This is a genomic window from Agrobacterium sp. 16-2014-1-2a (assembly GCF_053522705.1).
In genome coordinates this window covers 287,322-307,519 of the sequence record NZ_JBNWBX010000003.1, presented here as the reverse complement: position 1 = coordinate 307,519, position 20,198 = coordinate 287,322, and the positions used below count along the sequence as shown (strand labels likewise).

The 20,198-nt window shown below is 59.0% G+C and carries 22 protein-coding genes; 10 read left to right on the top strand and 12 right to left on the bottom strand.

Annotated features, from left to right (window positions below):
• Positions 1–585: 585 nt before the first annotated feature.
• Complete coding sequence (locus tag ACQZ45_RS13065; protein ID WP_448742274.1) at positions 586–1,749, bottom strand: M20 aminoacylase family protein; 1,164 nt, start codon at positions 1,747–1,749, stop codon at positions 586–588.
• A gap of 224 nt (positions 1,750–1,973) precedes the next feature.
• Here ACQZ45_RS13065 and ACQZ45_RS13060 point away from each other — a divergent pair, with 224 nt between their 5' ends.
• Complete coding sequence (locus ACQZ45_RS13060) at positions 1,974–3,032, top strand: D-alanyl-D-alanine carboxypeptidase family protein (protein WP_046205618.1); 1,059 nt, start codon at positions 1,974–1,976, stop codon at positions 3,030–3,032.
• A gap of 208 nt (positions 3,033–3,240) precedes the next feature.
• On the top strand, positions 3,241–4,413 hold the full coding sequence (locus ACQZ45_RS13055) for a CobW family GTP-binding protein (RefSeq protein WP_448742273.1): 1,173 nt from the start codon (positions 3,241–3,243) through the stop codon (positions 4,411–4,413).
• Positions 4,414–4,520: 107 nt separating this feature from the next.
• Here ACQZ45_RS13055 and ACQZ45_RS13050 read toward each other — a convergent pair whose 3' ends face one another.
• The 5 genes from ACQZ45_RS13050 to ACQZ45_RS13030 all read right to left on the bottom strand — a co-directional run bounded on the left by ACQZ45_RS13050 (position 4,521) and on the right by ACQZ45_RS13030 (position 8,525).
• The gene (locus ACQZ45_RS13050; RefSeq protein WP_003511363.1) at positions 4,521–4,757 is read right to left on the bottom strand and encodes a sulfurtransferase TusA family protein; all 237 of its coding nucleotides are present in this window, start codon (positions 4,755–4,757) and stop codon (positions 4,521–4,523) included.
• On the bottom strand, positions 4,754–6,052 hold the full coding sequence (locus tag ACQZ45_RS13045; RefSeq protein ID WP_448742272.1) for a L,D-transpeptidase family protein: 1,299 nt from the start codon (positions 6,050–6,052) through the stop codon (positions 4,754–4,756). The genes ACQZ45_RS13050 and ACQZ45_RS13045 overlap by 4 nt, the downstream gene beginning before the upstream one ends.
• Positions 6,053–6,342: 290 nt before the next feature.
• Positions 6,343–7,296, bottom strand: a complete 954-nt coding sequence (locus ACQZ45_RS13040; RefSeq protein WP_003511360.1) for an acetyl-CoA carboxylase carboxyltransferase subunit alpha — start codon at positions 7,294–7,296, stop codon at positions 6,343–6,345.
• A gap of 63 nt (positions 7,297–7,359) precedes the next feature.
• Entirely contained in the window at positions 7,360–8,340 is a 981-nt protein-coding gene (xerD, locus tag ACQZ45_RS13035; RefSeq protein WP_003511359.1) for a site-specific tyrosine recombinase XerD, read from the bottom strand.
• Positions 8,341–8,351: 11 nt separating this feature from the next.
• Positions 8,352–8,525, bottom strand: coding sequence for a hypothetical protein (locus ACQZ45_RS13030; RefSeq protein WP_003511358.1), 174 nt, complete (start codon positions 8,523–8,525; stop codon positions 8,352–8,354).
• Between the two features lie 188 nt (positions 8,526–8,713).
• On the opposite strand from ACQZ45_RS13030, the gene ACQZ45_RS13025 reads away from it, so the two are divergent.
• The gene (locus ACQZ45_RS13025; RefSeq protein ID WP_003511357.1) at positions 8,714–9,295 is read left to right on the top strand and encodes a shikimate kinase; all 582 of its coding nucleotides are present in this window, start codon (positions 8,714–8,716) and stop codon (positions 9,293–9,295) included.
• A gap of 5 nt (positions 9,296–9,300) precedes the next feature.
• The gene (aroB, locus tag ACQZ45_RS13020; RefSeq protein ID WP_003511355.1) at positions 9,301–10,434 is read left to right on the top strand and encodes a 3-dehydroquinate synthase; all 1,134 of its coding nucleotides are present in this window, start codon (positions 9,301–9,303) and stop codon (positions 10,432–10,434) included.
• 19 nt (positions 10,435–10,453) lie between these two features.
• On the opposite strand, the gene ACQZ45_RS13015 is transcribed toward aroB, so the two are convergent.
• Positions 10,454–10,735, bottom strand: a complete 282-nt coding sequence (locus tag ACQZ45_RS13015) for a BolA family protein (RefSeq protein WP_003511354.1) — start codon at positions 10,733–10,735, stop codon at positions 10,454–10,456.
• 115 nt (positions 10,736–10,850) lie between these two features.
• Here ACQZ45_RS13015 and ACQZ45_RS13010 point away from each other — a divergent pair, with 115 nt between their 5' ends.
• The 4 genes from ACQZ45_RS13010 (at position 10,851) to ACQZ45_RS12995 (ending at position 15,571) form a co-directional block, all read left to right on the top strand.
• Positions 10,851–11,489, top strand: a complete 639-nt coding sequence (locus ACQZ45_RS13010; protein WP_013761799.1) for a J domain-containing protein — start codon at positions 10,851–10,853, stop codon at positions 11,487–11,489.
• A gap of 68 nt (positions 11,490–11,557) precedes the next feature.
• Entirely contained in the window at positions 11,558–12,547 is a 990-nt protein-coding gene (gene cobS, locus ACQZ45_RS13005) for a cobaltochelatase subunit CobS (RefSeq protein WP_003511352.1), read from the top strand.
• A gap of 107 nt (positions 12,548–12,654) precedes the next feature.
• Positions 12,655–14,556 carry a cobaltochelatase subunit CobT gene (cobT, locus tag ACQZ45_RS13000; protein ID WP_013761798.1) on the top strand — a complete coding sequence of 634 codons (1,902 nt, stop codon included), beginning with the start codon at positions 12,655–12,657 and terminating at the stop codon, positions 14,554–14,556.
• A gap of 37 nt (positions 14,557–14,593) precedes the next feature.
• Positions 14,594–15,571: an esterase-like activity of phytase family protein gene (locus ACQZ45_RS12995; protein ID WP_041694705.1), complete on the top strand. Its 978-nt coding sequence runs from the start codon at positions 14,594–14,596 to the stop codon at positions 15,569–15,571.
• 4 nt (positions 15,572–15,575) lie between these two features.
• Here the strand turns inward: ACQZ45_RS12995 and ACQZ45_RS12990 are convergent, their stop codons facing one another.
• The 3 genes from ACQZ45_RS12990 to rpmB all read right to left on the bottom strand — a co-directional run bounded on the left by ACQZ45_RS12990 (position 15,576) and on the right by rpmB (position 17,064).
• Positions 15,576–15,908: a pentapeptide repeat-containing protein gene (locus tag ACQZ45_RS12990; RefSeq protein WP_448742271.1), complete on the bottom strand. Its 333-nt coding sequence runs from the start codon at positions 15,906–15,908 to the stop codon at positions 15,576–15,578.
• A gap of 115 nt (positions 15,909–16,023) precedes the next feature.
• The gene (locus ACQZ45_RS12985) at positions 16,024–16,662 is read right to left on the bottom strand and encodes a queuosine precursor transporter (protein ID WP_003511348.1); all 639 of its coding nucleotides are present in this window, start codon (positions 16,660–16,662) and stop codon (positions 16,024–16,026) included.
• Between the two features lie 111 nt (positions 16,663–16,773).
• On the bottom strand, positions 16,774–17,064 hold the full coding sequence (gene rpmB, locus ACQZ45_RS12980) for a 50S ribosomal protein L28 (protein WP_003509888.1): 291 nt from the start codon (positions 17,062–17,064) through the stop codon (positions 16,774–16,776).
• 251 nt (positions 17,065–17,315) lie between these two features.
• Here rpmB and ACQZ45_RS12975 point away from each other — a divergent pair, with 251 nt between their 5' ends.
• Positions 17,316–18,089, top strand: coding sequence for a DUF3108 domain-containing protein (locus tag ACQZ45_RS12975; protein WP_013761795.1), 774 nt, complete (start codon positions 17,316–17,318; stop codon positions 18,087–18,089).
• A 5-nt stretch (positions 18,090–18,094) separates the two neighbouring features.
• Here the strand turns inward: ACQZ45_RS12975 and ACQZ45_RS12970 are convergent, their stop codons facing one another.
• Positions 18,095–18,535: a cupin domain-containing protein gene (locus tag ACQZ45_RS12970; RefSeq protein WP_013761794.1), complete on the bottom strand. Its 441-nt coding sequence runs from the start codon at positions 18,533–18,535 to the stop codon at positions 18,095–18,097.
• The gene (gene gloB, locus ACQZ45_RS12965) at positions 18,535–19,305 is read right to left on the bottom strand and encodes a hydroxyacylglutathione hydrolase (protein ID WP_013761793.1); all 771 of its coding nucleotides are present in this window, start codon (positions 19,303–19,305) and stop codon (positions 18,535–18,537) included. The genes ACQZ45_RS12970 and gloB overlap by 1 nt, the downstream gene beginning before the upstream one ends.
• 107 nt (positions 19,306–19,412) lie before the next feature.
• Here gloB and ACQZ45_RS12960 point away from each other — a divergent pair, with 107 nt between their 5' ends.
• A complete protein-coding gene (locus ACQZ45_RS12960) occupies positions 19,413–20,174 on the top strand; it encodes a class I SAM-dependent methyltransferase (protein ID WP_003511344.1) in 762 nt (253 codons plus the stop codon).
• Positions 20,175–20,198: the final 24 nt, after the last annotated feature.

The window sequence follows — 20,198 nt, the reverse complement described above, 5'->3', positions numbered from 1 at the left end:
GGTAAAACGAACGTGACCAATCGATGCGGTCGCCGTTCGAAAATACCGGTGTGCACGCTGACCGAAACGGGACAGCTATTATGTTTGTCTAGGACTAGAGCCGCATGGCGAGCAGTGAAGCGGGTCACGACATTCCGCTCTTTTCTATATTATTGTTTTAAACTGAATTTACAGGAAAATGGTGTCCACGAGAGGATTCGAACCTCCGACCCCAGGATTCATACCACTTCGGCTTTAGCCGCCGCCCATCTCCATTGGATAGGACGTTCGTGGTCTGGACTGTCCCTTCACCGTGAGCCTTTCGGCTTTTAGGTGCTGCCCATCCAGTCTCTACACCTTCACCGGATTTCTCCGGAGCTTGGCTCGGGATTGGCATGCTGGAAGACCAGCGAAGCTTTCCCCGACTTTGAGCAGATCGATTGCGTCGTTTCCGGGCGCAACCCCCAATTTGTCTTAGGAATCCTGTGCTCTATCCTGCTGAGCTACGTGGACACTGAATTGCTCTTTAACCTGCCGTAGCCGGCGGATCAACCGCGTTCTTTATCGCGGTCGATCTGTTCCTCTGCTTTCTTTGCGTCCCGGCAGTCAGTTCGTCAGGCGTTGCTCGGCAAGTTTCACCCAATAGGAAATGCCGTAGGCGATGGCGTCGTCGTTGAAATCGTATCCAGGGTTGTGAAGGCCGGCCGAATCGCCGTTGCCGATGAAGATGAAGGCACCCGGCCTTTCCTTCAACATGAAGGAAAAATCCTCGCCCGCCATGGAAGGGTCGACATCGGGGTCGACGTTCTTTTCACCAGCTACATCGCGGGCGACGCGGATGGCGTGGTCGGTCTCGTCCGCATGGTTGAAGGTAACCGGGCAATAACGCTCATAGACGACCTCGGCTTCCGCTCCATTTGCAAGCGCTATGCCTTCCGCCATCTGCTTGATGCGATCCTGCGCGAGATCACGCACCGTCTCGTCCAGACTACGCACCGTGCCGGCAATCAGCGCGTCGTTGGGAATGATGTTGTGGCTGGAGCCGGCGTGAAAGCGTGTGACGGACACAACCACGGATCGGATCGGATCGGCATTGCGCGAGGCGATCATCTGCAGATTGCCGACGATCTGTGCGCCGATGGTGATCGGGTCGATCGTGCGGTGCGGCTGGGCCGCATGGCCACCACGACCTTTGACAGTGATCGAGAACTTGTCCGGTGCCGCCATGATACCGCCCTTGCGGATGGCGAACGAGCCGAGCGGAATACCCGGCATATTGTGCATGCCGTAGACCTCATCGATGCCGAACCGCTCCATCAGGCCGTCCTCGACCATGGCGAGCGCACCCGCGCCGCCTTCTTCGGCGGGCTGGAAGATGACCGCGATGGACCCGGTGAAATTGCGGGTTTCCGCGAGATATTTGGCGGCGCCAAGCAGCATAGCGGTGTGGCCGTCGTGGCCGCAGGCATGCATGGCGCCTGCGGTTTTGGAAGCCCAGGGTTTGCCGGTTTCCTCAAGGATGGGAAGAGCATCCATATCCGCCCGAAAACCGATGGTGCGATTGCCTGGAATATTGCCTATGATGATGCCGACCACGCCCGTGCGGCCAAGACCGGTCACGATTTCGTCAACGCCGAAAGATTTCAGCTTGTCCGCAACGAAAGCTGCGGTGTTGTCGACATCATACAAAATCTCGGGATTTTCATGCAGGTGACGCCGCCATTCGCTGACTTCCTGCTGAAGTTCGGCGGCTCTGTTCAAAATCGGCATTCGTTCATTCCTGGGTTCATCGGTGCGGCATGGCGTAAAAGCCTATCCTCCGCGGTGGATAGTGCGCCGCATAATTGACGTAATCAATGTACTTTGCCATTGCTAGGACATATATGGTGAATATTGCCATTCCCTGACTGAAGACGGGAATTCGAGGATAAGCCTTGCCACAGAATCTTAAATCGCCAAACGCCGCCCGACGGCTCTCCGCAGCCATTGCCATCATGACCGCCGGCCTTGTTGCCGCTGCACCCGTGGCGAATGCCAATCCGAAAATGGTGGTCGATGTCAAAACCGGCAAGGTGATTTCCCACCAGGAAGCGTTCCGCAAGTGGTATCCGGCCTCGCTGACCAAGCTGATGACCGCCTATATCGCCTTTTCGCAGATGAAGGCCGGCAAGCTCAGCCCGCAGACGGAAGTGGTGATGAGCAAGAAGGCGGCCGACCAGCCGGCCTCGAAAATGTATTTCAAGCCCGGCCAGAAGCTGACGATGGACAGCGCGCTGAAGCTGCTGCTTATCAAATCCGCCAATGATATCGCTGTGGCGATTGCCGAAACCATCGGCGGCACCAGCGATAATTTCGTGGCGCAGATGAATGCGCAGGCGCAGCGGCTTGGCATGAGCTCCACCCGTTACATCAACGCCAACGGCCTGCCCGGCAAGGGCCAATATACGACGGCGCGTGACCTTGCGCTTCTGGCGTTGATCATCAAGCGGGAATTCCCGGAATATGCCCATTATTTCTCGCTGGAAGGTGTCACCACCGGCAAGAAGGACTACGCCAACTTCAATATGCTCGTTGGCCGCTTTGATGGCGCAGATGGCATGAAGACCGGCTTCATCTGCGCATCCGGTTTCAACCAGGTGTCCTCCGCCGTGCGCAACGGCCGTTCGGTCATAACTGTGGTGCTGGGGGCAGATAGCCTTGCCGGGCGAACCGACCAGTCCGCTGATCTGCTGCAGATGGGACTGACGGCGCCCTCGGGCCAAGGCGTTTCACTCGCCTCGCTGGCACCCTATGGCGATACCGCCGAGGTAAACGACGTCAGTGCCGAAATCTGCAATCCGAAGGCGGCCAAGGTGCGCAGCGAAAGCCGCGACGAGACCGGCCGCATGGTCATCCATTCGCCCTACGTTACGGAAATGACCCGTCCGCCGGAATATTCTTTCGCGGGTCTCATTCCCGGCAGTGAGACGGTGGCGGTCAACACCGCCAAGGGTGCGAGCGCCAAGGGACAAGTGGCCAACGTGCCGATTCCGATCCCGCGTCCGACATTCTGATTTCGCCTAACCGCACTCTTTATGGATGAGGGCGCGCGCGAAGCCTGAACGCTGCGCGGAATCTGTATTCGCAGCTTCGGTTTGTTATGATATTACAGTGTCGCTCGTGGCCTTCAGGCCCCGGGCGATTTTTTGTGATTATTGCGCGGTTCCGGATCTAATATCGGCCAACGATCTGCCGGAGCGGCCATCAACATACAGGCAAGACATGTCTCGCGATCGCATACCGGTTTCAATCATCACCGGATTTCTCGGCGCCGGAAAATCGACGCTGCTCAACCGGCTTCTCAAAGACCCCGATATGAGCGACGCCGCGATCATCATCAATGAATTCGGCGATGTCAGCATCGACCATATGCTGGTTGAAAGTGCAGGCGAGGGCATCATCGAACTGGCGGAAGGCTGCCTTTGCTGCACCGTTCGCGGCGAGCTGGTGGATACTCTGGCGGAACTGATGGACGGCATCCAGACCGGCAAGCTGAAGCCGGTGAAGCGTGTCGTGATCGAAACCACTGGTCTTGCTGATCCCGCTCCCGTCATGCAGTCTGTCATGGGCAACCCGGTGATTGCGCAGAATTTCGTTCTGAACGGCATCATTACGGTTGTGGATGCCGTGAACGGCCTGTCCACACTCGATAATCACGAGGAAGCGGTGAAGCAGGCGGCGGTGGCCGATCGGCTGGTGATGACGAAGCGCGCGCTTGCCGATGCTTCCACAATTTCCACGCTGACGGCCCGCCTTCAGGCGCTAAACCCGCGCGCGACGATCGAGGATGGTGATCGGGCGGATTGGAGTGCTGCCGCACTGCTGGATAACGGTCTTTACGATCCCGGCAGTAAAAATGCCGATGTCGGCCGCTGGCTGGGGGAAGAGGCGGAACACGATCACCACGACCACGACCACGACCACGACCACGATCACCACGACCACGACCACGATCATGACCACCACCATCATGGCGACCACGATGGCCACCATCACCACCACGATGTGAACCGGCACGACGCGTCGATCCGTTCCTTCTCGATCATTCACGACCAGCCGATAGCCCCGATGGCGATCGACATGTTCGTGGACTTGCTGCGTTCGGCCCATGGGGAAAAGTTGTTGCGGATGAAGGCCGTCGTCAAGCTGTCGGACAATCCAGACCGACCCCTTGTGCTGCACGGGGTACAGAACATTTTCCACACACCCGAGCGCCTCGCGGCATGGCCGGACCCGTCTGACCAGCGCACGCGCATGGTGCTGATTACCAAGGATTTGCCGGAGGCGTTCGTGCAGGACCTGTTTGCTGCGTTCACCGGCACGCCGCGCATCGACCGTCCGGACAGGCAGGCGATGACGGACAATCCGCTGGCGGTTTCGGGGTTGAGGTTTTAGGTCGCAAAACGGTGGTTGAAACCCGCGGGCGGGGCACCCCTTTACCCTGTCGAGTATCTCACCCTCAATGGGGAGATCGAGTGGAGTATTCTCGGCAGCGAGGGTAATTACGCTCCCTTCACGATCCTGAATCGGTGTCCTTTGGTCAACGTCGTAGTTTCAACCAGGCTATGCCCATCCTGGTTGCACATATGGGCAATATCGATAACCGCCAGCGGGTCGGTCGTCTCTACAACAAGAACATCGCCCGCCTGCAGGCCAGCGAGTTTTTTACGGCTTCTTAAAACCGGAAGGGGGCATTTAAGCCCCCTCAAGTCGAAAACTATGTCAGCCGTGTCGGTCATTCCTTGGCCCAGAACTTCCAGATCGGCTTCTTTTCCGGCGCTTCCGCTGGCGGTGCTGCGGAAAAAGCGAGCGGGTTCATGGCCGGCACAGGGACCTGGGCGGCAGTTCCGTTCTGACCAGGCCCCGAAGCCGCAGGCGTAGCAGTGGCAACCATTGTCGGGGCCGCCGGGGCAGGGTTCGATTGCGGAGCTGCGGGCTGGGTTGCCGAAGGATGCGGCGTCCGCAGAGAAGACGCGGTTGCGGTGGTCGCCGGCGAAGACGAGGTCACCTGCTGCGCCTTCTTCTCCATCAGCGCGGCATATTCCGTTTCCTTCATCAGCTTGCCGGCTTTCAGCGCCGAGCCGGTCGGAGCATAAGCGGGTTCGCGGCCCTTGCGCTTTTCGGCAACCAGCGCCTTGCGCTCCGCCTCGCTCGGGTCGTACCAGGCCATGCCGTCATATTTCTTCATCGCCTTTTCATAGGCGAGATCATAGGTCTTTTCGTAGCTAGAAAGTGCGCTCACCAGTGCTGGCGGCGTGCTCATGGCCGGGCATTGCGCAGATGCGTTGAACGTGCCGCCTTCGGTCTGCTGGTTGAAGACATATTTCTTCTCGCAGACATTCACTTCCGGCGGGCGTTTCGTGACTTCGAAATTGTCGTAACCGACCTTCAGCATCTTCCAGAAATCGAGATGTTCGCTCTGGCGGTGGCGGGCCATGTTTTCCGCGGTCATACGGAAGGGAAAGGCCTGCAGCTGAACGGTCTTCTGGCCACCCTTGAAGGCGTCGCGGGCGAAACCGTAGATTTCAAGAATCTGCGCGTCCGTCATCGAATAGCAGCCGGAGGACGAGCAGGCGCCATGGATCATCAGATTGGTGCCGTTGCGGCCGTTGGCGGCATCGTAGCGGTTCGGAAAGCCGGTGTTGATGGCAAGGTAATATTTAGAGTTGGGATTGAGGTGCGCGGGCGTCAGGTTGTAGAAACCTTCCGGCGCCTGCCGGTCGCCCTCTTTCACCTTGGGGCCGAGTTTGCCGGACCAGGCGCAAATCTGGTATTCGGCAATCTTGTCGAAGCGGTTGTCGCGCTTGGCCTTCCAGATTTCCAACGCGCCTTCTTCCTTGAAGATGCGGATCATGATCGGCGAGGTGCGATCCATGTTCTTCTTGTCGATCTCGGCAAGAATGGACGGAGAAAGCGGGTAATCAACCTTGTTTTTAACGTGGGAGACGTCGCGTTCGACGGTTTCGAGCGTATCGTTGCAGCCGCTGAGAATGAGCGCGGTGCAGGCAAGAAGTGCAAAATGTGTCAAACGCATGATCTGATCCGAAAGACGATGGCACGGGCGACGGAGTTCTACACCGTCCCGCGTGTATTTTAAATACGGTATTAACCGTTTACATCTTCTTAACTCAAATCGGACCCGCCCCTGCGGCCGCCGATACATCTGTTGATGTGACCGGACTATGGCCGAGTTGGGGCGAGATTCAAGGAAAATAAGGCTGGAGCTAGATTGTTTTGGCTTCTTTTTGATCCACCAAAAAATCTAACTGCCTCTTTTTGCGCATTTCCGCACGTAAACCGCTGCGCACTTTTACTGGAAACGCTCTAAAGGTTTCTGCCGATATCCAGGAATTTCTGGCGGCGTTCGGCGCGCAGCTGCGTGCCCGAGCGCTGCGAAAGATCGGCGAGCGCCTTGGCGATAACGTCGCCGGTGGCACCAATCACGGCCGCCGGATCACGATGCGCGCCGCCCATCGGCTCGGGAATGATGCCGTCGATGACGCCAAGCGACTTCAGATCTTCCGAGGTGATTTTCATGTTGGTCGCGGCTTCCTTGGCACGGGTCGAATCGCGCCAGAGAATGGAAGCGGCACCTTCCGGCGAAATCACCGAATAGATCGCATGTTCGAGCATGTAGACGCGGTTGCCCGTGGCGATCGCGATTGCGCCGCCCGAGCCGCCTTCGCCGATGACGACGGAGACGATCGGCACCTTGACGTTGAGGCACATTTCCGTCGAGCGGGCGATGGCTTCTGCCTGACCGCGCTCTTCTGCGCCGACACCGGGATAGGCACCAGCGGTATCGATAAGGGTCACGACCGGCAGCGAGAAGCGGTCAGCCAGTTCCAGCACGCGGATCGCCTTGCGGTAACCTTCCGGACGCGGGCTGCCGAAATTGTGCTTCAGGCGGCTTTTGGTGTCATTGCCCTTTTCCTGGCCGATAATGGCGACGGGCTGGCCATTAAAGCGGGCAAGGCCCGCCTGGATGGCAGCGTCTTCGGAAAATTTGCGGTCGCCTGCAAGTGGCGTGAAATCCGTGAACAGCGCCTTGGCGTAATCGACGAAATGCGGGCGCTGCGGATGGCGCGCGACCTGCGTTTTCTGCCACGCGTTCAGCTTGGAATAGATATCCTGCATCGCGTCATTGACGCGTGATTCCAGGCGATTGATCTCCTCCGAGGTGTCTATGCTCTCGTCTTCATCGGCAAGCTTCTTCAGCTCGATGATCTTGCCTTCAAGGTCCGAGATAGGTTTTTCGAAGTCGAGATAATTGTGCATGAGATCCGTTTCCGATCGTTTTGCGCAAGGTTTGAGCCGGATTATCCGGCGGTTCCGGTCGCTCTAATCAAGGTTTTTGCCCTGTTTGGCAAGGGGGTGATGTGTTTGTACCAGCTCTTGCAGGCGTTCTTCCAGCACATGTGTATAGATTTGTGTCGTGGAAATGTCGGAATGGCCGAGCAGTTCCTGCACGGCGCGCAGGTCGGCGCCGTTCTGCAGAAGGTGGCTGGCAAAGGCGTGGCGCAGGACATGCGGTGACACCGCCGAGGGATTGAGGCCCGCGCGAATGGCAATGTCCTTCAGGTCGCGGGCGAAAACCTGTCGCGGCAGATGCCCTTCCTTGCTGTTTGAAGGAAACAGCCACGGACTTTCCGGACTGTCAGCCTTTTTGGGGGACGCGGGCGTCCTGCTTTTCTCAGGTACGAGCGACTTCCTGGCCGCGTCGTATTTTTCCATCGCCTCGATGGCCGCGCGAGACAGCAACACCATGCGGTCCTTGTTGCCCTTGCCGCGGATCATCAGGAAGCGTCCCTCCTGGCGCAAAACCTTGACCGGCAGCGAAACGAGTTCGCTGACGCGCATGCCGGTCGCGTAGAGAAGTTCGAGCAGGAGATGCATGCGGATGCGGGCAAGCTGGCCGGGGCCGGTTAAGGCGGCCTCTTCAGCAGCGATGCCAAGAAGTTTTGTCACGTCCGCGACGCTCATCGTCTTGGGCAAGGTGAGGCCCTTCTTGGGTGCATCGATGGTACCGGTCGGGTCGTCGCCGCGAAGTCCTTCAGAATAGAGGAACCGGTAGAATTGCCGCATGGAAGACAGGCGTCTTGCCTGCGACGTGGCTGCAAAGCCCTGAGTGGAAAGATGGGTCAGATAGGCCGACAGGTCTGCCGTGGCGGCTTCCATCAAGGACTGGCCTCGGCCACCGAGAAATTCACGCAGATCGGAAAGGTCGCGTTCGTAAGAAGAGAGCGTATTGGCGGCGGCACCCCGTTCGGCGCTCATCATTTCCAGAAAACTTTCGAGCCGCGCGCCGTCCCGCCCGCTCATCTCTTTGCTACTCATGGGGTGCGCCTTGCCGGCTCCGCCGACGGCGGGTTCAGCCGCTCGGAAGGAATGCGCACCGTCACCTCGCGATCATTGGGCTTGACGAACATGACCAGCAGCACCATGCCGCCATAGATCAGCCCCGCGATGGTTGCCAGTATCATCGTGAAGCGGAAGAGGGTTGGCATGGCGGCTCCGTGAGGGTGGCTGTCTGAAGGTATATGCGGTGCAGCGAAAGCGGCGACAAGATCAAAAAGCGGTAGTCCGCCGCTGCCGCATGCGGCGATGAATGTGATTCAACGCAATTCAGTCAGCAATTTGGCTTGACGCTTCGTAAACATTTGCAGATATCCATGCCAAACGGGCTTTCAATTTTATGAATGAAAAGAATTTATCTGTCCCGGTCACACTCGGGGAGCAAGCGCGGGCCAAGCTCGCCGGGCGCAACGTCGTCTTTGTCGGACTGATGGGGGCTGGAAAGTCCGCGATCGGTCGCATGGTCGCCCAGCAGCTCAAGGTCTCCTTCATCGACACGGATGTCGAAATCGAGCGTGTTTCCCGCATGACGATAGCCGAACTTTTCGCCACCTATGGCGAGGAGGAGTTCCGGGCGCTGGAAACGCGGGTCGTCAAGCGGCTGCTGCGCGGTGGCCCCAAGGTCATTTCTACCGGCGGCGGCGCTTTCATCAACGACAATACCCGCCGGCACATCACGCGCGGCAGTGTGTCGCTGTGGCTGAAGGCCGATATCGAGGTTTTGTGGGAAAGGGTCAACAAGCGTGATCATCGCCCGCTTCTCAAGACCGAAAACCCCAAGGCCACGCTGGCGGCCCTGATGGAGAAACGGTATCCGATCTATGCGGAAGCGGATCTGACCATCGAATCCCGCGATGTCCGCAAGGAGATCATCGTGACCGAAGTGCTGGCCGCCATCGCCGGCCTTGAACAGAAAGACTGAGCATCATGACGCCTTCCGAAATCCACACCGACGAACGTCTTGTCCATGTGCCGCTCGGTGAGCGCGCTTACGACATTCTGATCGGACCGGGCCTGATCGGCAGGGCGGGCGGCGAGATTTCGTCGCGGCTGAAGGGCAGGCGTGCCGCTATCATCACTGACGAGCATGTTGCACCGCTTTACCTCGAAGGCCTGATGGACGGCCTGCAGACGGATGGCATCGAAGCCGTTTCGCTGACCTTGCCCGCAGGCGAGAAGACCAAGAGCTTCGAACATCTGGTCACTGTTTGCGATGCCGTTCTCTCCGCACGGGTGGAGCGCAACGATGCGGTGATTGCACTTGGCGGCGGTGTTATCGGCGATCTCGCCGGTTTTGCGGCGGGCATCGTGCGTCGCGGCGTGCGTTTCGTGCAGATACCGACCTCGCTTCTGTCGCAGGTGGATTCCTCCGTCGGCGGCAAGACGGGCATCAATACCCGCCAAGGCAAGAACCTTGTCGGCGTTTTCCATCAGCCCGATCTGGTGCTGGCCGATACGGCGGTGCTCGATACGCTGAGCGAGCGCGAATTCCGCGCCGGTTACGCCGAGGTGGTGAAATACGGCTTGATCGACAAGCCGGACTTCTTCTTCTGGCTGGAAAAGAACTGGGATGAAATCCGCACCGGCGGTCCCGCCCGCATCCAGGCGATTGCCACAAGCTGCCAGGCGAAGGCCGATGTGGTGGTGGCCGACGAGAAGGAAAACGGCGTACGCGCCCTTCTGAACCTCGGCCACACATTCGGCCACGCGCTGGAGGCAGCAACGAATTATGACAGCAAGCGGCTGGTGCACGGCGAAGGTGTCGCCATCGGCATGGTGCTGGCGCACCAGTTTTCCGCCCGCCTCAACCTTGCAAGCCCTGATGATGCCGCGCGCGTCGAAGCGCACCTCAAGGCGGTTGGTCTGCCAGTGTCAATGAAGGATATTCCAGGTGAACTGCCGCCGGTCGAGATGCTGATGGCGGCAATTGCGCAGGACAAGAAGGTCAAGGGCGGCAAGCTCACCTTCATCCTAACTCACGGCATCGGCCAGTCCTTCGTGGCCGACGATGTCGCGACGTCCGAGGTGCAGTCTTTCCTGTCGGAAAAGCATCCCGGCTGAGGCTTAAGGCGCGCGTTGCCTAGAACCGCGTCGGCTCCCCCGGCGCCGCCGCCTCGATGGCGAGGGCATGCAGCCCGGCGTCGAGTTCCGGTTTCAAAAGTGCATTGATCGCCCGGTGGCGCTCAATGCGTGACTTGCCTGCGAAGCTTTCAGACACTATCTGAACACGCATATGCGTCTCGCCGGTGCCGGTTATGTCCGGCTGATGGCCGGCATGCATCTGGCTTTCATCGATCACCACCAGGCGTTGCGGCGAAAAGCTCTGCCGAAGCTTTGTTTCTATGCGTTCTCGCAGGGACATGCGATGGGCTCCAATCCTGTTGGCTGGTCTTTAAAAGGGGCTACCTAAAAGCCTGCAACATTCCGCTTTGTCAATTCTTGTTGTGCGCCTTTTCGCACCCCATAATCAGGGCATCATGAAACTGGATTCGAAATATTTCGACCGCATCCGTACACGCAGAAAAAGGGATAGGGAACCTGAGGTTCAGGCCCCGACCTGCCAGTGGGACGGATGCGACAAGCCGGGCGCTCACCGTGCACCTGTCGGCCGCAATGCCGAGGGGCAATTCTTCCTGTTCTGTTTCGAGCATGTGAAGGAATACAATAAGGGCTATAATTATTTCTCCGGCCTGTCTGACACCGAGATCGCCCGTTACCAGAAGGAAGCGATCACCGGCCATCGTCCCACCTGGACGGTTGGCGTGAACAAGACTGCGCGCGACAGCCCGCTGCACTCCACGCTGCGTTCCGGCGCGGCGGGCGCGGCCAATGCCCGCATCCGCGATCCTTTTGGCTTCACGAATGGTTTTGCAAACGGGGCAAAGGCCGGCGGCCAGCGCCTGCAGCAGGACCGCAAGTTGAAGACGCTGGAGGCGAAAGCCTTCGATACGCTCGGCCTTTCTGCGGGTGCAAAGCAGGAAGAGATAAAAAGGCGCTATAAGGAGCTTGTCAAAAAGCACCATCCTGATGCTAATGGTGGCGATCGCGGCTCGGAAGAACGTTTTCGGGCTGTTGTTCAAGCATATCAATTGTTAAAGCAGTCAGGTTTCTGCTAAGCCAACGTTCGTGTTTACCGCCTGATTGATGATGTGGCCGGGTGGCCGCCGCCCGCCTTGGAGACGTGATGAGCAAAATCGACCTTGATATTTCCAACCTGCCCGACACGACGGTGTCCGTGCGGGAGGTTTTCGGCATTGATACGGATCTGCGGGTTCCCGCCTATTCGCAGGGCGACGCCTATGTGCCCGACCTTGATCCCGACTATCTTTTCGACCGCGATACGACGCTCGCTATTCTTGCCGGTTTTGCTCACAACCGACGCGTCATGGTTTCCGGCTTTCACGGCACGGGAAAGTCCACCCATATTGAGCAGGTAGCTGCCCGCCTGAACTGGCCCTGCGTGCGCGTCAATCTTGACAGCCACGTCAGCCGTATCGACCTCGTCGGCAAGGACGCCATCGTTCTTAAAGACGGCAAGCAGGTCACCGAATTCAAGGACGGCATTTTGCCCTGGGCCTACCAGCACAATGTCGCGCTGGTCTTCGACGAATACGATGCCGGTCGCCCGGACGTGATGTTCGTCATCCAGCGCGTGCTGGAATCCTCGGGCCGCCTGACGCTGCTCGACCAGAGCCGCGTTATCCGTCCTCACCCCGCCTTCCGCATTTTTGCGACCGCCAACACGGTCGGCCTCGGCGACACGACGGGCCTTTACCACGGCACGCAGCAGATCAACCAGGCGCAGATGGACCGCTGGTCCATCGTCACCACGCTGAACTACCTGCCGCATGAGCAGGAAGTGAACATCATTGCCGCCAAGGTAAAGAGCCTCAACAACCCGAAGGGTCGCGAAACCGTCTCCAAGATGGTGCGTGTGGCCGATCTTACCCGTTCGGCCTTCGTCAACGGCGACCTTTCCACGGTCATGAGCCCGCGTACCGTCATTACCTGGGCGGAAAATGCGGAAATCTTTGGCGATCTCGCCTTTGCGTTCCGCGTGACCTTCCTCAACAAGTGCGACGAACTGGAGCGCACGCTGGTTGCCGAACAATATCAGCGGGCTTTCGGCGTCGAGCTGAAGGAAAGTGCTGCGAACATCGTTCTCAGCGCCTGATCTTCCCCGGCTTGTCCGGAGAACATCACCGATGACTTGAAGACGCCGGCGGGCCGCGCATCCTTGGATGGGCGGCTCCGAAGCGTCGACAACTGACAGGAAAGACAATGGCAGCGCGCGGCGACAATTCCAGAGCAAAACCGGGTACGGCGGTCGATACCGAACCGTTGCGTCAGGCGATTGCCGGATGTGTGCGATCGGTTGCCGGCGATGCAGAAGTTGAGGTCGTTTTCGCCAATGAGCGGCCTGGCCTTGCCGGAGAGCGCATGCGCCTGCCGGAAATTTCCAAGAAACCCACCGCGCAGGAAATCGCCGTCACCCGTGGCCTTGGCGATTCCATGGCGCTTCGCCTTGCCTGCCATGACGCTGACACCCATGCGGTGATGTCGCCGCAGGGTGCCGAGGCGCGGTTGATCTTTGACGCTGTTGAGCAGGCGCGGGTGGAATCCATCGGTGCACTGCGCATGCCGGGCATGGCCTCCAACATTCAGGCCATGAACACGGAAAAATATGCCAAGGCGAATTTTTCGGGCATCAACACGAAGGACGATGCACCGCTTGCCGAAGCCGTCGCCCTTTTGGTGCGCGAGAAGCTGACCGGCGAAAAGCCACCGGCCAGTGCCGGCAAGGTTCTCGACCTGTGGCGCGACTTCATCGAGGACAAGGCCGCCGGCGACCTGAGCGACCTTTCCAAGGTGATTGGCGACCAGAAGGCTTTTTCGCGGCTGGTGCGCAAGATGCTGACCTCCATGCAGATGGCGGAGGAATTCGGCGACGACGATAACGAGCCGGAAAGCCAGGAGGCAGAATCCGACGAGGAGCAGCCGCGCACTAACGAGACCGAAGAAGAACAGGTCGAGGAAGAAGCCGGTTCCGATGCGACGCCCGCTGATGAAAGCGAGGCCTCGCAGGAGGAGATGGAAGAAGGCGAGATGGACGGCGCCGAGATGTCGGACGAGGAAATGTCCGACGATCTCGATGAGGATTCCGAGACGCCCGGCGAGACCCGCCGCCCCAACAGCCCCTTCGACGATTTCAACGAGAAGGTCGACTACCGCATCTTCACGCAGGAATTCGACGAGGAAATCCACGCCGAGGAACTGTGCGACGAGGCGGAGCTTGACCGCTTGCGCGCGTTTCTCGACAAACAGCTCGCCCATCTTCAGGGCGCCGTCGGACGTCTGGCGAACCGGCTGCAACGCCGCCTGATGGCGCAGCAGAACCGTTCGTGGGATTTCGATCTGGAAGAGGGCTATCTCGATCCGGCTCGCCTCGTACGGCTTATCATCGATCCCATGCAGCCGCTCTCCTTCAAGAAGGAGCGCGACACCAAGTTCCGCGACACGGTGGTTTCGCTCGTCATCGACAATTCGGGTTCGATGCGTGGCCGCCCGATCACGGTTGCGGCCACCTGCGCCGATATTCTTGCGCGTACGCTCGAACGGTCGGGTGTGAAGGTGGAGATTCTCGGCTTCACCACCAAGGCGTGGAAGGGCGGTCAGTCGCGCGAGCAATGGCTGGCCAGCGGCAAACCCGGCTCGCCGGGTCGGCTTAATGATTTGCGCCATATCATCTACAAGTCGGCGGATGCACCCTGGCGGCGTGCACGGCGCAATCTTGGCCTGATGATGCGTGAAGGCCTGCTGAAGGAAAACATTGACGGCGAAGCGCTGATGTGGGCGCATAACCGCCTGATCGGCCGCCCCGAGCAGCGCAAGATCATGATGATGATTTCGGACGGTGCGCCGGTGGACGATTCGACGCTGTCGGTCAATGCGGGCAATTATCTGGAGCGGCACCTGCGCGCCGTTATCGAACAGATCGAGACACGTTCGCCGGTGGAGCTTCTGGCGATCGGTATCGGCCATGATGTGACGCGTTATTACCGTCGCGCCGTGACGATCGTGGATGCGGACGAACTGGCTGGCGCGATGACCGAACAGCTTGCTGCTCTCTTCGAGGATACCAATACCGCCAGCTCGTCCCGCAAGGTTCGCCGTGCGGGATAAGCGGGGCCGGGCTTTTCTTTCCTGTAAATCGCTGGCGATGGCTGCAGTTCTTGCGGTCACAGCGCTTGTTCCGGTTCCCATTGGCGCATCGACCATCGATGTTCCGGTCAGCGTTCGTCTGTTGTCAGGCTTCGAGGTAGGCACCAGCGCCAAGCGTTTCGGCAAGCTGGAATTTATCGGCGGCATGGTGATGAGCACGCCGGAAAAACTATTCGGTGCCATATCCTCCATCCGCTTTCGCCCAAACGGGCAGGAATTCGTTGCTGTGCTGGATACCGGCCACTGGCTCACGGGCAAGATCGCACGCGGCCCGTCGGGCGCGCTGTCCGGGTTGGCTGACGTGCGTATCACTGCCATGCTGGATGCCAGCGGCCGTGAACCTTCCCGCAAGATGGAAATGGATGCGGAAGGTCTGGCGCTGCGGGATGGCAAGGTATTCGTCAGCTACGAGCAGCGGCACAGGATCGATGCCTATCCCGATCCGGGGTTCGAGACCTCAAAGCCGCTCAGCCGCCTGCCTCATCTCATTCCCAACAGCGAACTGCGCCACAATGGCGGCATGGAGGCCCTTGCGGTCTCGCCGGCCGATTCGCCGCTTGCCGGTGCCCTTGTCGTGGTGGCTGAGAAAAGCATCGATGCCGACGGCAATCTTCTCGCCGCCATACTGGAAGGCCCGTTGAAGGGCACATTCGCGGTCACCCATCACCCCTCATTCGACGTGACGGACGGCGCTTTCCTGCCCAATGGCGACCTGCTGCTTCTGGAGCGCCGCTTCAATTTCGCTGAAGGGGTGGGGATGCGCATCCGCCGCATCAAGGCTGCCGATATCAGGCCAGGCGCGGTGGTGGATGGCGAAATCCTGCTGGAAGCGGGCATGGTCTACCAGATCGATAATATGGAAGGCATGGATGTGGTGAAGGGGCCTGATGGTTCCACGCGCCTCATCATCGTTTCCGATGACAATCACTCATTTCTCCAGCGCAATCTGATGTTGGAATTCAAGCTGGTGGAGTGAAGGCTCACACCTGCTGCGCCGCCTTGTAGGCAGCCATCAGATCCTCGACGGGAATGCCGTCGATCTTCATCCCTGTCATTCGGCATCCTGCTATCTGCGCGCCGGACAGGTTGGCGTTGCTCAGTTTCAGACCGGAAAGATTAACATCGTCGATCGACCAGCCGGACATGTTGCTGTCAGTAAATGACGCGCCGGAAAAGTTGATCTGGTTGAAGCTGGTTCCGGCGAGATTGACGTCGTTGAACACCGTACCCGACAGATTGACGTCGTTGAAGCTGGAGCCTGAAAGCGTGGCGCTGGCGGCCTCCACAATATCGATAACGTCATTGATCTGCATATCTGCCTGCCTCTGAGCTGTGCCACGGACCGCACACTGCAACGCAGTCGGCTGGTTTGCAAGCGCGATTCGATCCACGCTCCCACCCCAGCCTTAAACCTGGATGACAATGGTGTCAGCCCGATTTGGCGACCTTTGGCATCGGCTTCAGCGTGTTCATCAGTGCGCCGTAGGGCAGGAGCATCACGAGGCCGACGAGGATCTTCACCGAGAGGTCGCCGAGCGCCCAGGAAATCCAGCGCGGTGCCTCCAGAGCGAAGATGCCGAGCACGGGGGCATTTTCAATGGCGAAGGCATCGTTGGGACCGACGAAGGAGAAACTCGCAGCAAAGGCGATGGAGAAGAACAGCGCGGTATCCAGCACCGAACCCAGCATGGAGCCGGCAAGAGGTGCGTGCCACCAGCGCTGGCGGCGCAGGCGGTTGAATACGGAAATATCGAGCAGCTGGCCAATCAGATAGGCGGTGCCGGAGGCAACGGCGATACGCGGGATCGAGGTCCAGAAGGACAGTGTGACACCAACAATAAAACCGGCAAGTACGACGCGGCGCGCGACTGACGGGCCGAACTGGCGGTTTGTAAGGTCTGTGACGAGAAAGGCGACCGGATAGGTAAAGGCACCCCAGGTCAAAAGATCGCCGAGATTGACGCCGAACAGCGATCCGGAAAGCGGGTATTGCACCAGAATATTGGACGCGACGACCACCAGTGTCATCAGCAGAACGTAAATGAGCGTGTAGCGCAGGTAGGGCATTTTTTTATCCTGGGTGATGCCACCAGTTGGAGCCGAATTAGAACAAGCAAAAGGCTTGAGCGGCAAAAGCCATTCAAGCCTTCTGAATATCAGTGATGTCGAAACCGCTAATTAAGCAGCTTCGGCCGTCTTCTTGGCGATCTGGCGGCGCAGGAGACGAGCGCGCATGCTCAGTTCGTTTTCGCCGGACTTCAGAAGGAAGGCATCGAGGCCGCCACGATGTTCAACGGAGCGCAGAGCTGCTGCGGAAACACGCAGGCGGAAACGCTGGCCGAGAGCATCGGAGATCAACGTAACCTGGCAGAGGTTCGGAAGGAACCGGCGCTTGGTCTTGTTGTTGGCGTGGCTGACGTTGTTGCCCGTCTGGACGCCCTTGCCGGTCAATTCGCATACACGGGACATGGGTACACCTATTTCGTTTGTCTGTTTCACCACTGGCTCGCCACCGGCAAAACCGTGGTGGCAATCCAACTGGCCATGATTGGAAAGTTGCGGTTCTATAGTCAGACGGGACTTAACAGTCAAGCCGCTCGCGAGCAAATGAAAGGAAATTCCGGCGTTTTCAACCGGCATCCGCTTTTTTATTGCCACAAGTCGGCGTATATGATCGCCCCATAAGGCCGCTTCCGCGCCTCTTTTAAGGTGATATCCAAATGATTGCCAGAGGAAAAAGCATTTTCATGGCTGTGACAATGGCGTTTGCAGGCGTATCTCCCTCGCTCGCCGCCGAAGCCCGCCATACAAGCGAATACAGCATCAATCTCGGTATTCTACCAATTGCCAAGGCGAGTTTTTCGACTCGCATGAACGGCCCGAACTATTCGATTTCCGGTTCCTTCAGCTCAGCAGGGCTTGCAAGCGTTCTGGCGGATATTTCCGGCAAGACGACGATTTCGGGTGCCAAACGCGGCCATCGGCTGCAGGCGAATACATATTCGCTTGTTTACAAGGACGGCAAGCGGGTGCGGACCTATGATGTGGTCTATCGTAACGGCAACGTCACATCGACGACGGTGAAACCGGAGCCGAAGGCGCGGCCGGACAATTGGGTGAATGTGAAGGACGGCGACCTGCGCTCCGTCCTCGATCCAATCTCTGGTCTCATCATTCCCGCCGGCGGCCGCATCTGCCCGTCGCGCCTGCCGATCTATGACGGCGAATCGCGGCTGGATCTGGTGTTGAGCCCCAGCGGCACCAAGCCCTTCAAGACGAATGGCTTCAGCGGCGATGCCGTGGTCTGCAAGGCGCGTTACGTGCCAAAGTCGGGTTATCGCCAGGGGCGCAAGGATATCGAATACCTGAAATCCATTTCCATGGAGATCTGGTTCGCCAAATCCGACAATATGGATGTGTATGCTCCGGTCTACGCCGTCATTCCGACGCGGGTAGGCCAAGTCTACATCACCGCCACCAAATATGGCGGCTGATGCAGTTACGGCGTATCGCCCGGCGACCAGCCGGGTTCGGCCATCACGAAGCTTGAAAAGGCGAAACCCGGCGAGACGGTGCAGCCGACGAGGGTGAAGTCGCCGAGGCTTTCTGCCGATTGCCAGCAATTGGCAGGTACGATCACCTGCGGGCGCTCGCCTTCCAGAATGTCGGGGCCGAGGGTAAAGGTCTGTACCTCCCTGCCATCTTCGGAAAGATGCAGGGTGATCGGAGCGCCGGCATAATAGTGCCAGACCTCCACCGCATCGGTGACGCGATGCCAGTGAGAGCGCGTCCCCTTTTCCAGAAGATAATAGATCGCCGTCGAATGGCCGCGCTCACCACCTGCCTTGTCGCGAAATGTCTGGTGGTAAAAGCCGCCCTCGGGGTGCGGCTCCAGTTCCAGTTCGCGAATGATCGCTGCCGAAGACAGATCGGCGCCCATCAGAAATTGTCCTTGCGTGTGCGGATTTCGGCAAAGACTTCGGCATCGGTTGCGCCTTCAAGGCCAAGATGACTGCGGATGCTAGCATCGGCCACCCGCATATAAGGGTTGGTCTGTTTTTCCAGCCCGATGGTGGTGGGAATGGTGAATTCATTCGCCTGCCGCGCCTTTTCGACGCTTTCGGCGCGCTCGATTAGAGCTGCGTTATCAGGATCGACGGTGAGCGCGAAACGGGCATTCGAAAGTGTATATTCGTGGCCGAAATAGACTTTCGTGTCATCCGGCAGCGCCATTAACTTCTGGAAAGAGTGCCACATATCTGTTGCCGTACGTTCGAACAGGCGACCGCAACCCATGGCGAACAGCGTATCGGCAGCAAACAGCAGGCCGTCATCGGGAAGGTAGTAGCAGATATGCCCCGCCGTATGACCGGGTGTGGCAATGACCTGAACGCGCCGTCCGGCAAATTCGAACTCGTCGCCATCGGCCTGGGACCGGTCGAGACCGGGGATCGCAATCGCCTCATCATGTGGGCCATGTATTTCGCACTGGAATTTGTCCTTCAGCGCCAGATTGGCTTCCACATGGTCCTGATGGTGATGGGTGGTGAAGATATGCGTGAGCTTCCAGCCATGCCCATGAAGAGCCTGCAGGATGGGGCCTTCCTCCGGCGCATCGATCGCGGCGGTCGCCCCGCTTTCTGGATCGTGCAGCAGAACGCCAAAATTATCACTGCGGCAAAGAAAGACGTCTATTTCCAAAGGTTTCATCGTGGTCCTCTCCATTTGCCGACCTTAGCCGGCGCATTTGTCCGCCTGAATTTCAATGTAGGCGCAGACGCCTTGAAGTCCAACCGCCTGATGCTACATTCTCGCCCATGAACACCGATATCGTCGATCTGCGCGAATTCTATCATTCCCCGCTTGGCCGCTCGGCCGAGCAGGCGATCACCATGGCGCTTTCATCGCTCTGGCCGCCTTTGCCGGAGGAAAGGCTGGTCGGCCTCGGTTACGCCGTGCCGTTTCTGGAGCGGTTCCGTCATGACACGGAGCGCACCTTTGCCTTCATGCCGGCGGGGCAGGGAGCGGTGAACTGGCCGGCAGGCGAGCTTTCCTCCACGGCGCTGGTGTTTGACGAGGAGCTGCCGCTACCCGATTCGTCGATAGACCGGGTGTTGATGGTGCATGCTCTGGAATTTGCCGAAAATCCGCGCGAAACCCTGAAAGAACTCTGGCGGGTGCTGGCGCCCGGCGGGCGTCTGGTGATCGTGGTGCCGAACAGGCGTGGGGTCTGGGCACGCATGGAACACACACCTTTCGGCTCGGGCCGCCCCTATTCGCGCGGGCAGTTGACGGCGCTTCTGCGCGAGACCAATTTTACGCCGGGGGCAAGCGCCGAAGCGCTGTTCTTTCCGCCCACCACCAGCCGCCCGGTACTGAAATTCCGCCGATACCTTGAGCTTACCGGCCGCAGGCTCTGGCCGCTGTTTTCCGGCGTTATCGTGGTTGAGGCACAGAAACGTCTCTATCAGGGATTGCCCGTTACCCAGCGCGCCTCACGCCGGGTTTTCGTGCCGGTCCTGGCGCCTCAGGGTGTGCCCACCACCCGCACCGCCGCAAAGCACGGAAAGCCGCGCTGACCCTCGACAAAGGGGCCATTCCGG

What these genes read in the sequence shown, in the direction of transcription:
- ACQZ45_RS13065 (WP_448742274.1), bottom strand. Translation starts at nt 1,749, where the DNA reads ATGCCGATTTTGAACAGAGCCGCCGAACTTCAGCAGGAAGTCAGCGAA.
- aroB (WP_003511355.1), top strand. Translation starts at nt 9,301, where the DNA reads ATGACGCCTTCCGAAATCCACACCGACGAACGTCTTGTCCATGTGCCG.
- ACQZ45_RS13010 (WP_013761799.1), top strand. Translation starts at nt 10,851, where the DNA reads ATGAAACTGGATTCGAAATATTTCGACCGCATCCGTACACGCAGAAAA.
- ACQZ45_RS13050 (WP_003511363.1), bottom strand. Translation starts at nt 4,757, where the DNA reads ATGACCGACACGGCTGACATAGTTTTCGACTTGAGGGGGCTTAAATGC.
- ACQZ45_RS12990 (WP_448742271.1), bottom strand. Translation starts at nt 15,908, where the DNA reads ATGCAGATCAATGACGTTATCGATATTGTGGAGGCCGCCAGCGCCACG.
- xerD (WP_003511359.1), bottom strand. Translation starts at nt 8,340, where the DNA reads ATGAGCGGGCGGGACGGCGCGCGGCTCGAAAGTTTTCTGGAAATGATG.
- ACQZ45_RS12960 (WP_003511344.1), top strand. Translation starts at nt 19,413, where the DNA reads ATGAACACCGATATCGTCGATCTGCGCGAATTCTATCATTCCCCGCTT.
- ACQZ45_RS12995 (WP_041694705.1), top strand. Translation starts at nt 14,594, where the DNA reads ATGGCTGCAGTTCTTGCGGTCACAGCGCTTGTTCCGGTTCCCATTGGC.
- ACQZ45_RS13030 (WP_003511358.1), bottom strand. Translation starts at nt 8,525, where the DNA reads ATGCCAACCCTCTTCCGCTTCACGATGATACTGGCAACCATCGCGGGG.
- ACQZ45_RS12985 (WP_003511348.1), bottom strand. Translation starts at nt 16,662, where the DNA reads ATGCCCTACCTGCGCTACACGCTCATTTACGTTCTGCTGATGACACTG.
- ACQZ45_RS13040 (WP_003511360.1), bottom strand. Translation starts at nt 7,296, where the DNA reads ATGCACAATTATCTCGACTTCGAAAAACCTATCTCGGACCTTGAAGGC.
- ACQZ45_RS12970 (WP_013761794.1), bottom strand. Translation starts at nt 18,535, where the DNA reads ATGGGCGCCGATCTGTCTTCGGCAGCGATCATTCGCGAACTGGAACTG.
- cobT (WP_013761798.1), top strand. Translation starts at nt 12,655, where the DNA reads ATGGCAGCGCGCGGCGACAATTCCAGAGCAAAACCGGGTACGGCGGTC.
- ACQZ45_RS13060 (WP_046205618.1), top strand. Translation starts at nt 1,974, where the DNA reads ATGACCGCCGGCCTTGTTGCCGCTGCACCCGTGGCGAATGCCAATCCG.
- ACQZ45_RS13025 (WP_003511357.1), top strand. Translation starts at nt 8,714, where the DNA reads ATGAATGAAAAGAATTTATCTGTCCCGGTCACACTCGGGGAGCAAGCG.
- ACQZ45_RS13015 (WP_003511354.1), bottom strand. Translation starts at nt 10,735, where the DNA reads ATGTCCCTGCGAGAACGCATAGAAACAAAGCTTCGGCAGAGCTTTTCG.
- ACQZ45_RS13045 (WP_448742272.1), bottom strand. Translation starts at nt 6,052, where the DNA reads ATGCGTTTGACACATTTTGCACTTCTTGCCTGCACCGCGCTCATTCTC.
- ACQZ45_RS13055 (WP_448742273.1), top strand. Translation starts at nt 3,241, where the DNA reads ATGTCTCGCGATCGCATACCGGTTTCAATCATCACCGGATTTCTCGGC.
- gloB (WP_013761793.1), bottom strand. Translation starts at nt 19,305, where the DNA reads ATGAAACCTTTGGAAATAGACGTCTTTCTTTGCCGCAGTGATAATTTT.
- cobS (WP_003511352.1), top strand. Translation starts at nt 11,558, where the DNA reads ATGAGCAAAATCGACCTTGATATTTCCAACCTGCCCGACACGACGGTG.
- rpmB (WP_003509888.1), bottom strand. Translation starts at nt 17,064, where the DNA reads ATGTCCCGTGTATGCGAATTGACCGGCAAGGGCGTCCAGACGGGCAAC.
- ACQZ45_RS12975 (WP_013761795.1), top strand. Translation starts at nt 17,316, where the DNA reads ATGATTGCCAGAGGAAAAAGCATTTTCATGGCTGTGACAATGGCGTTT.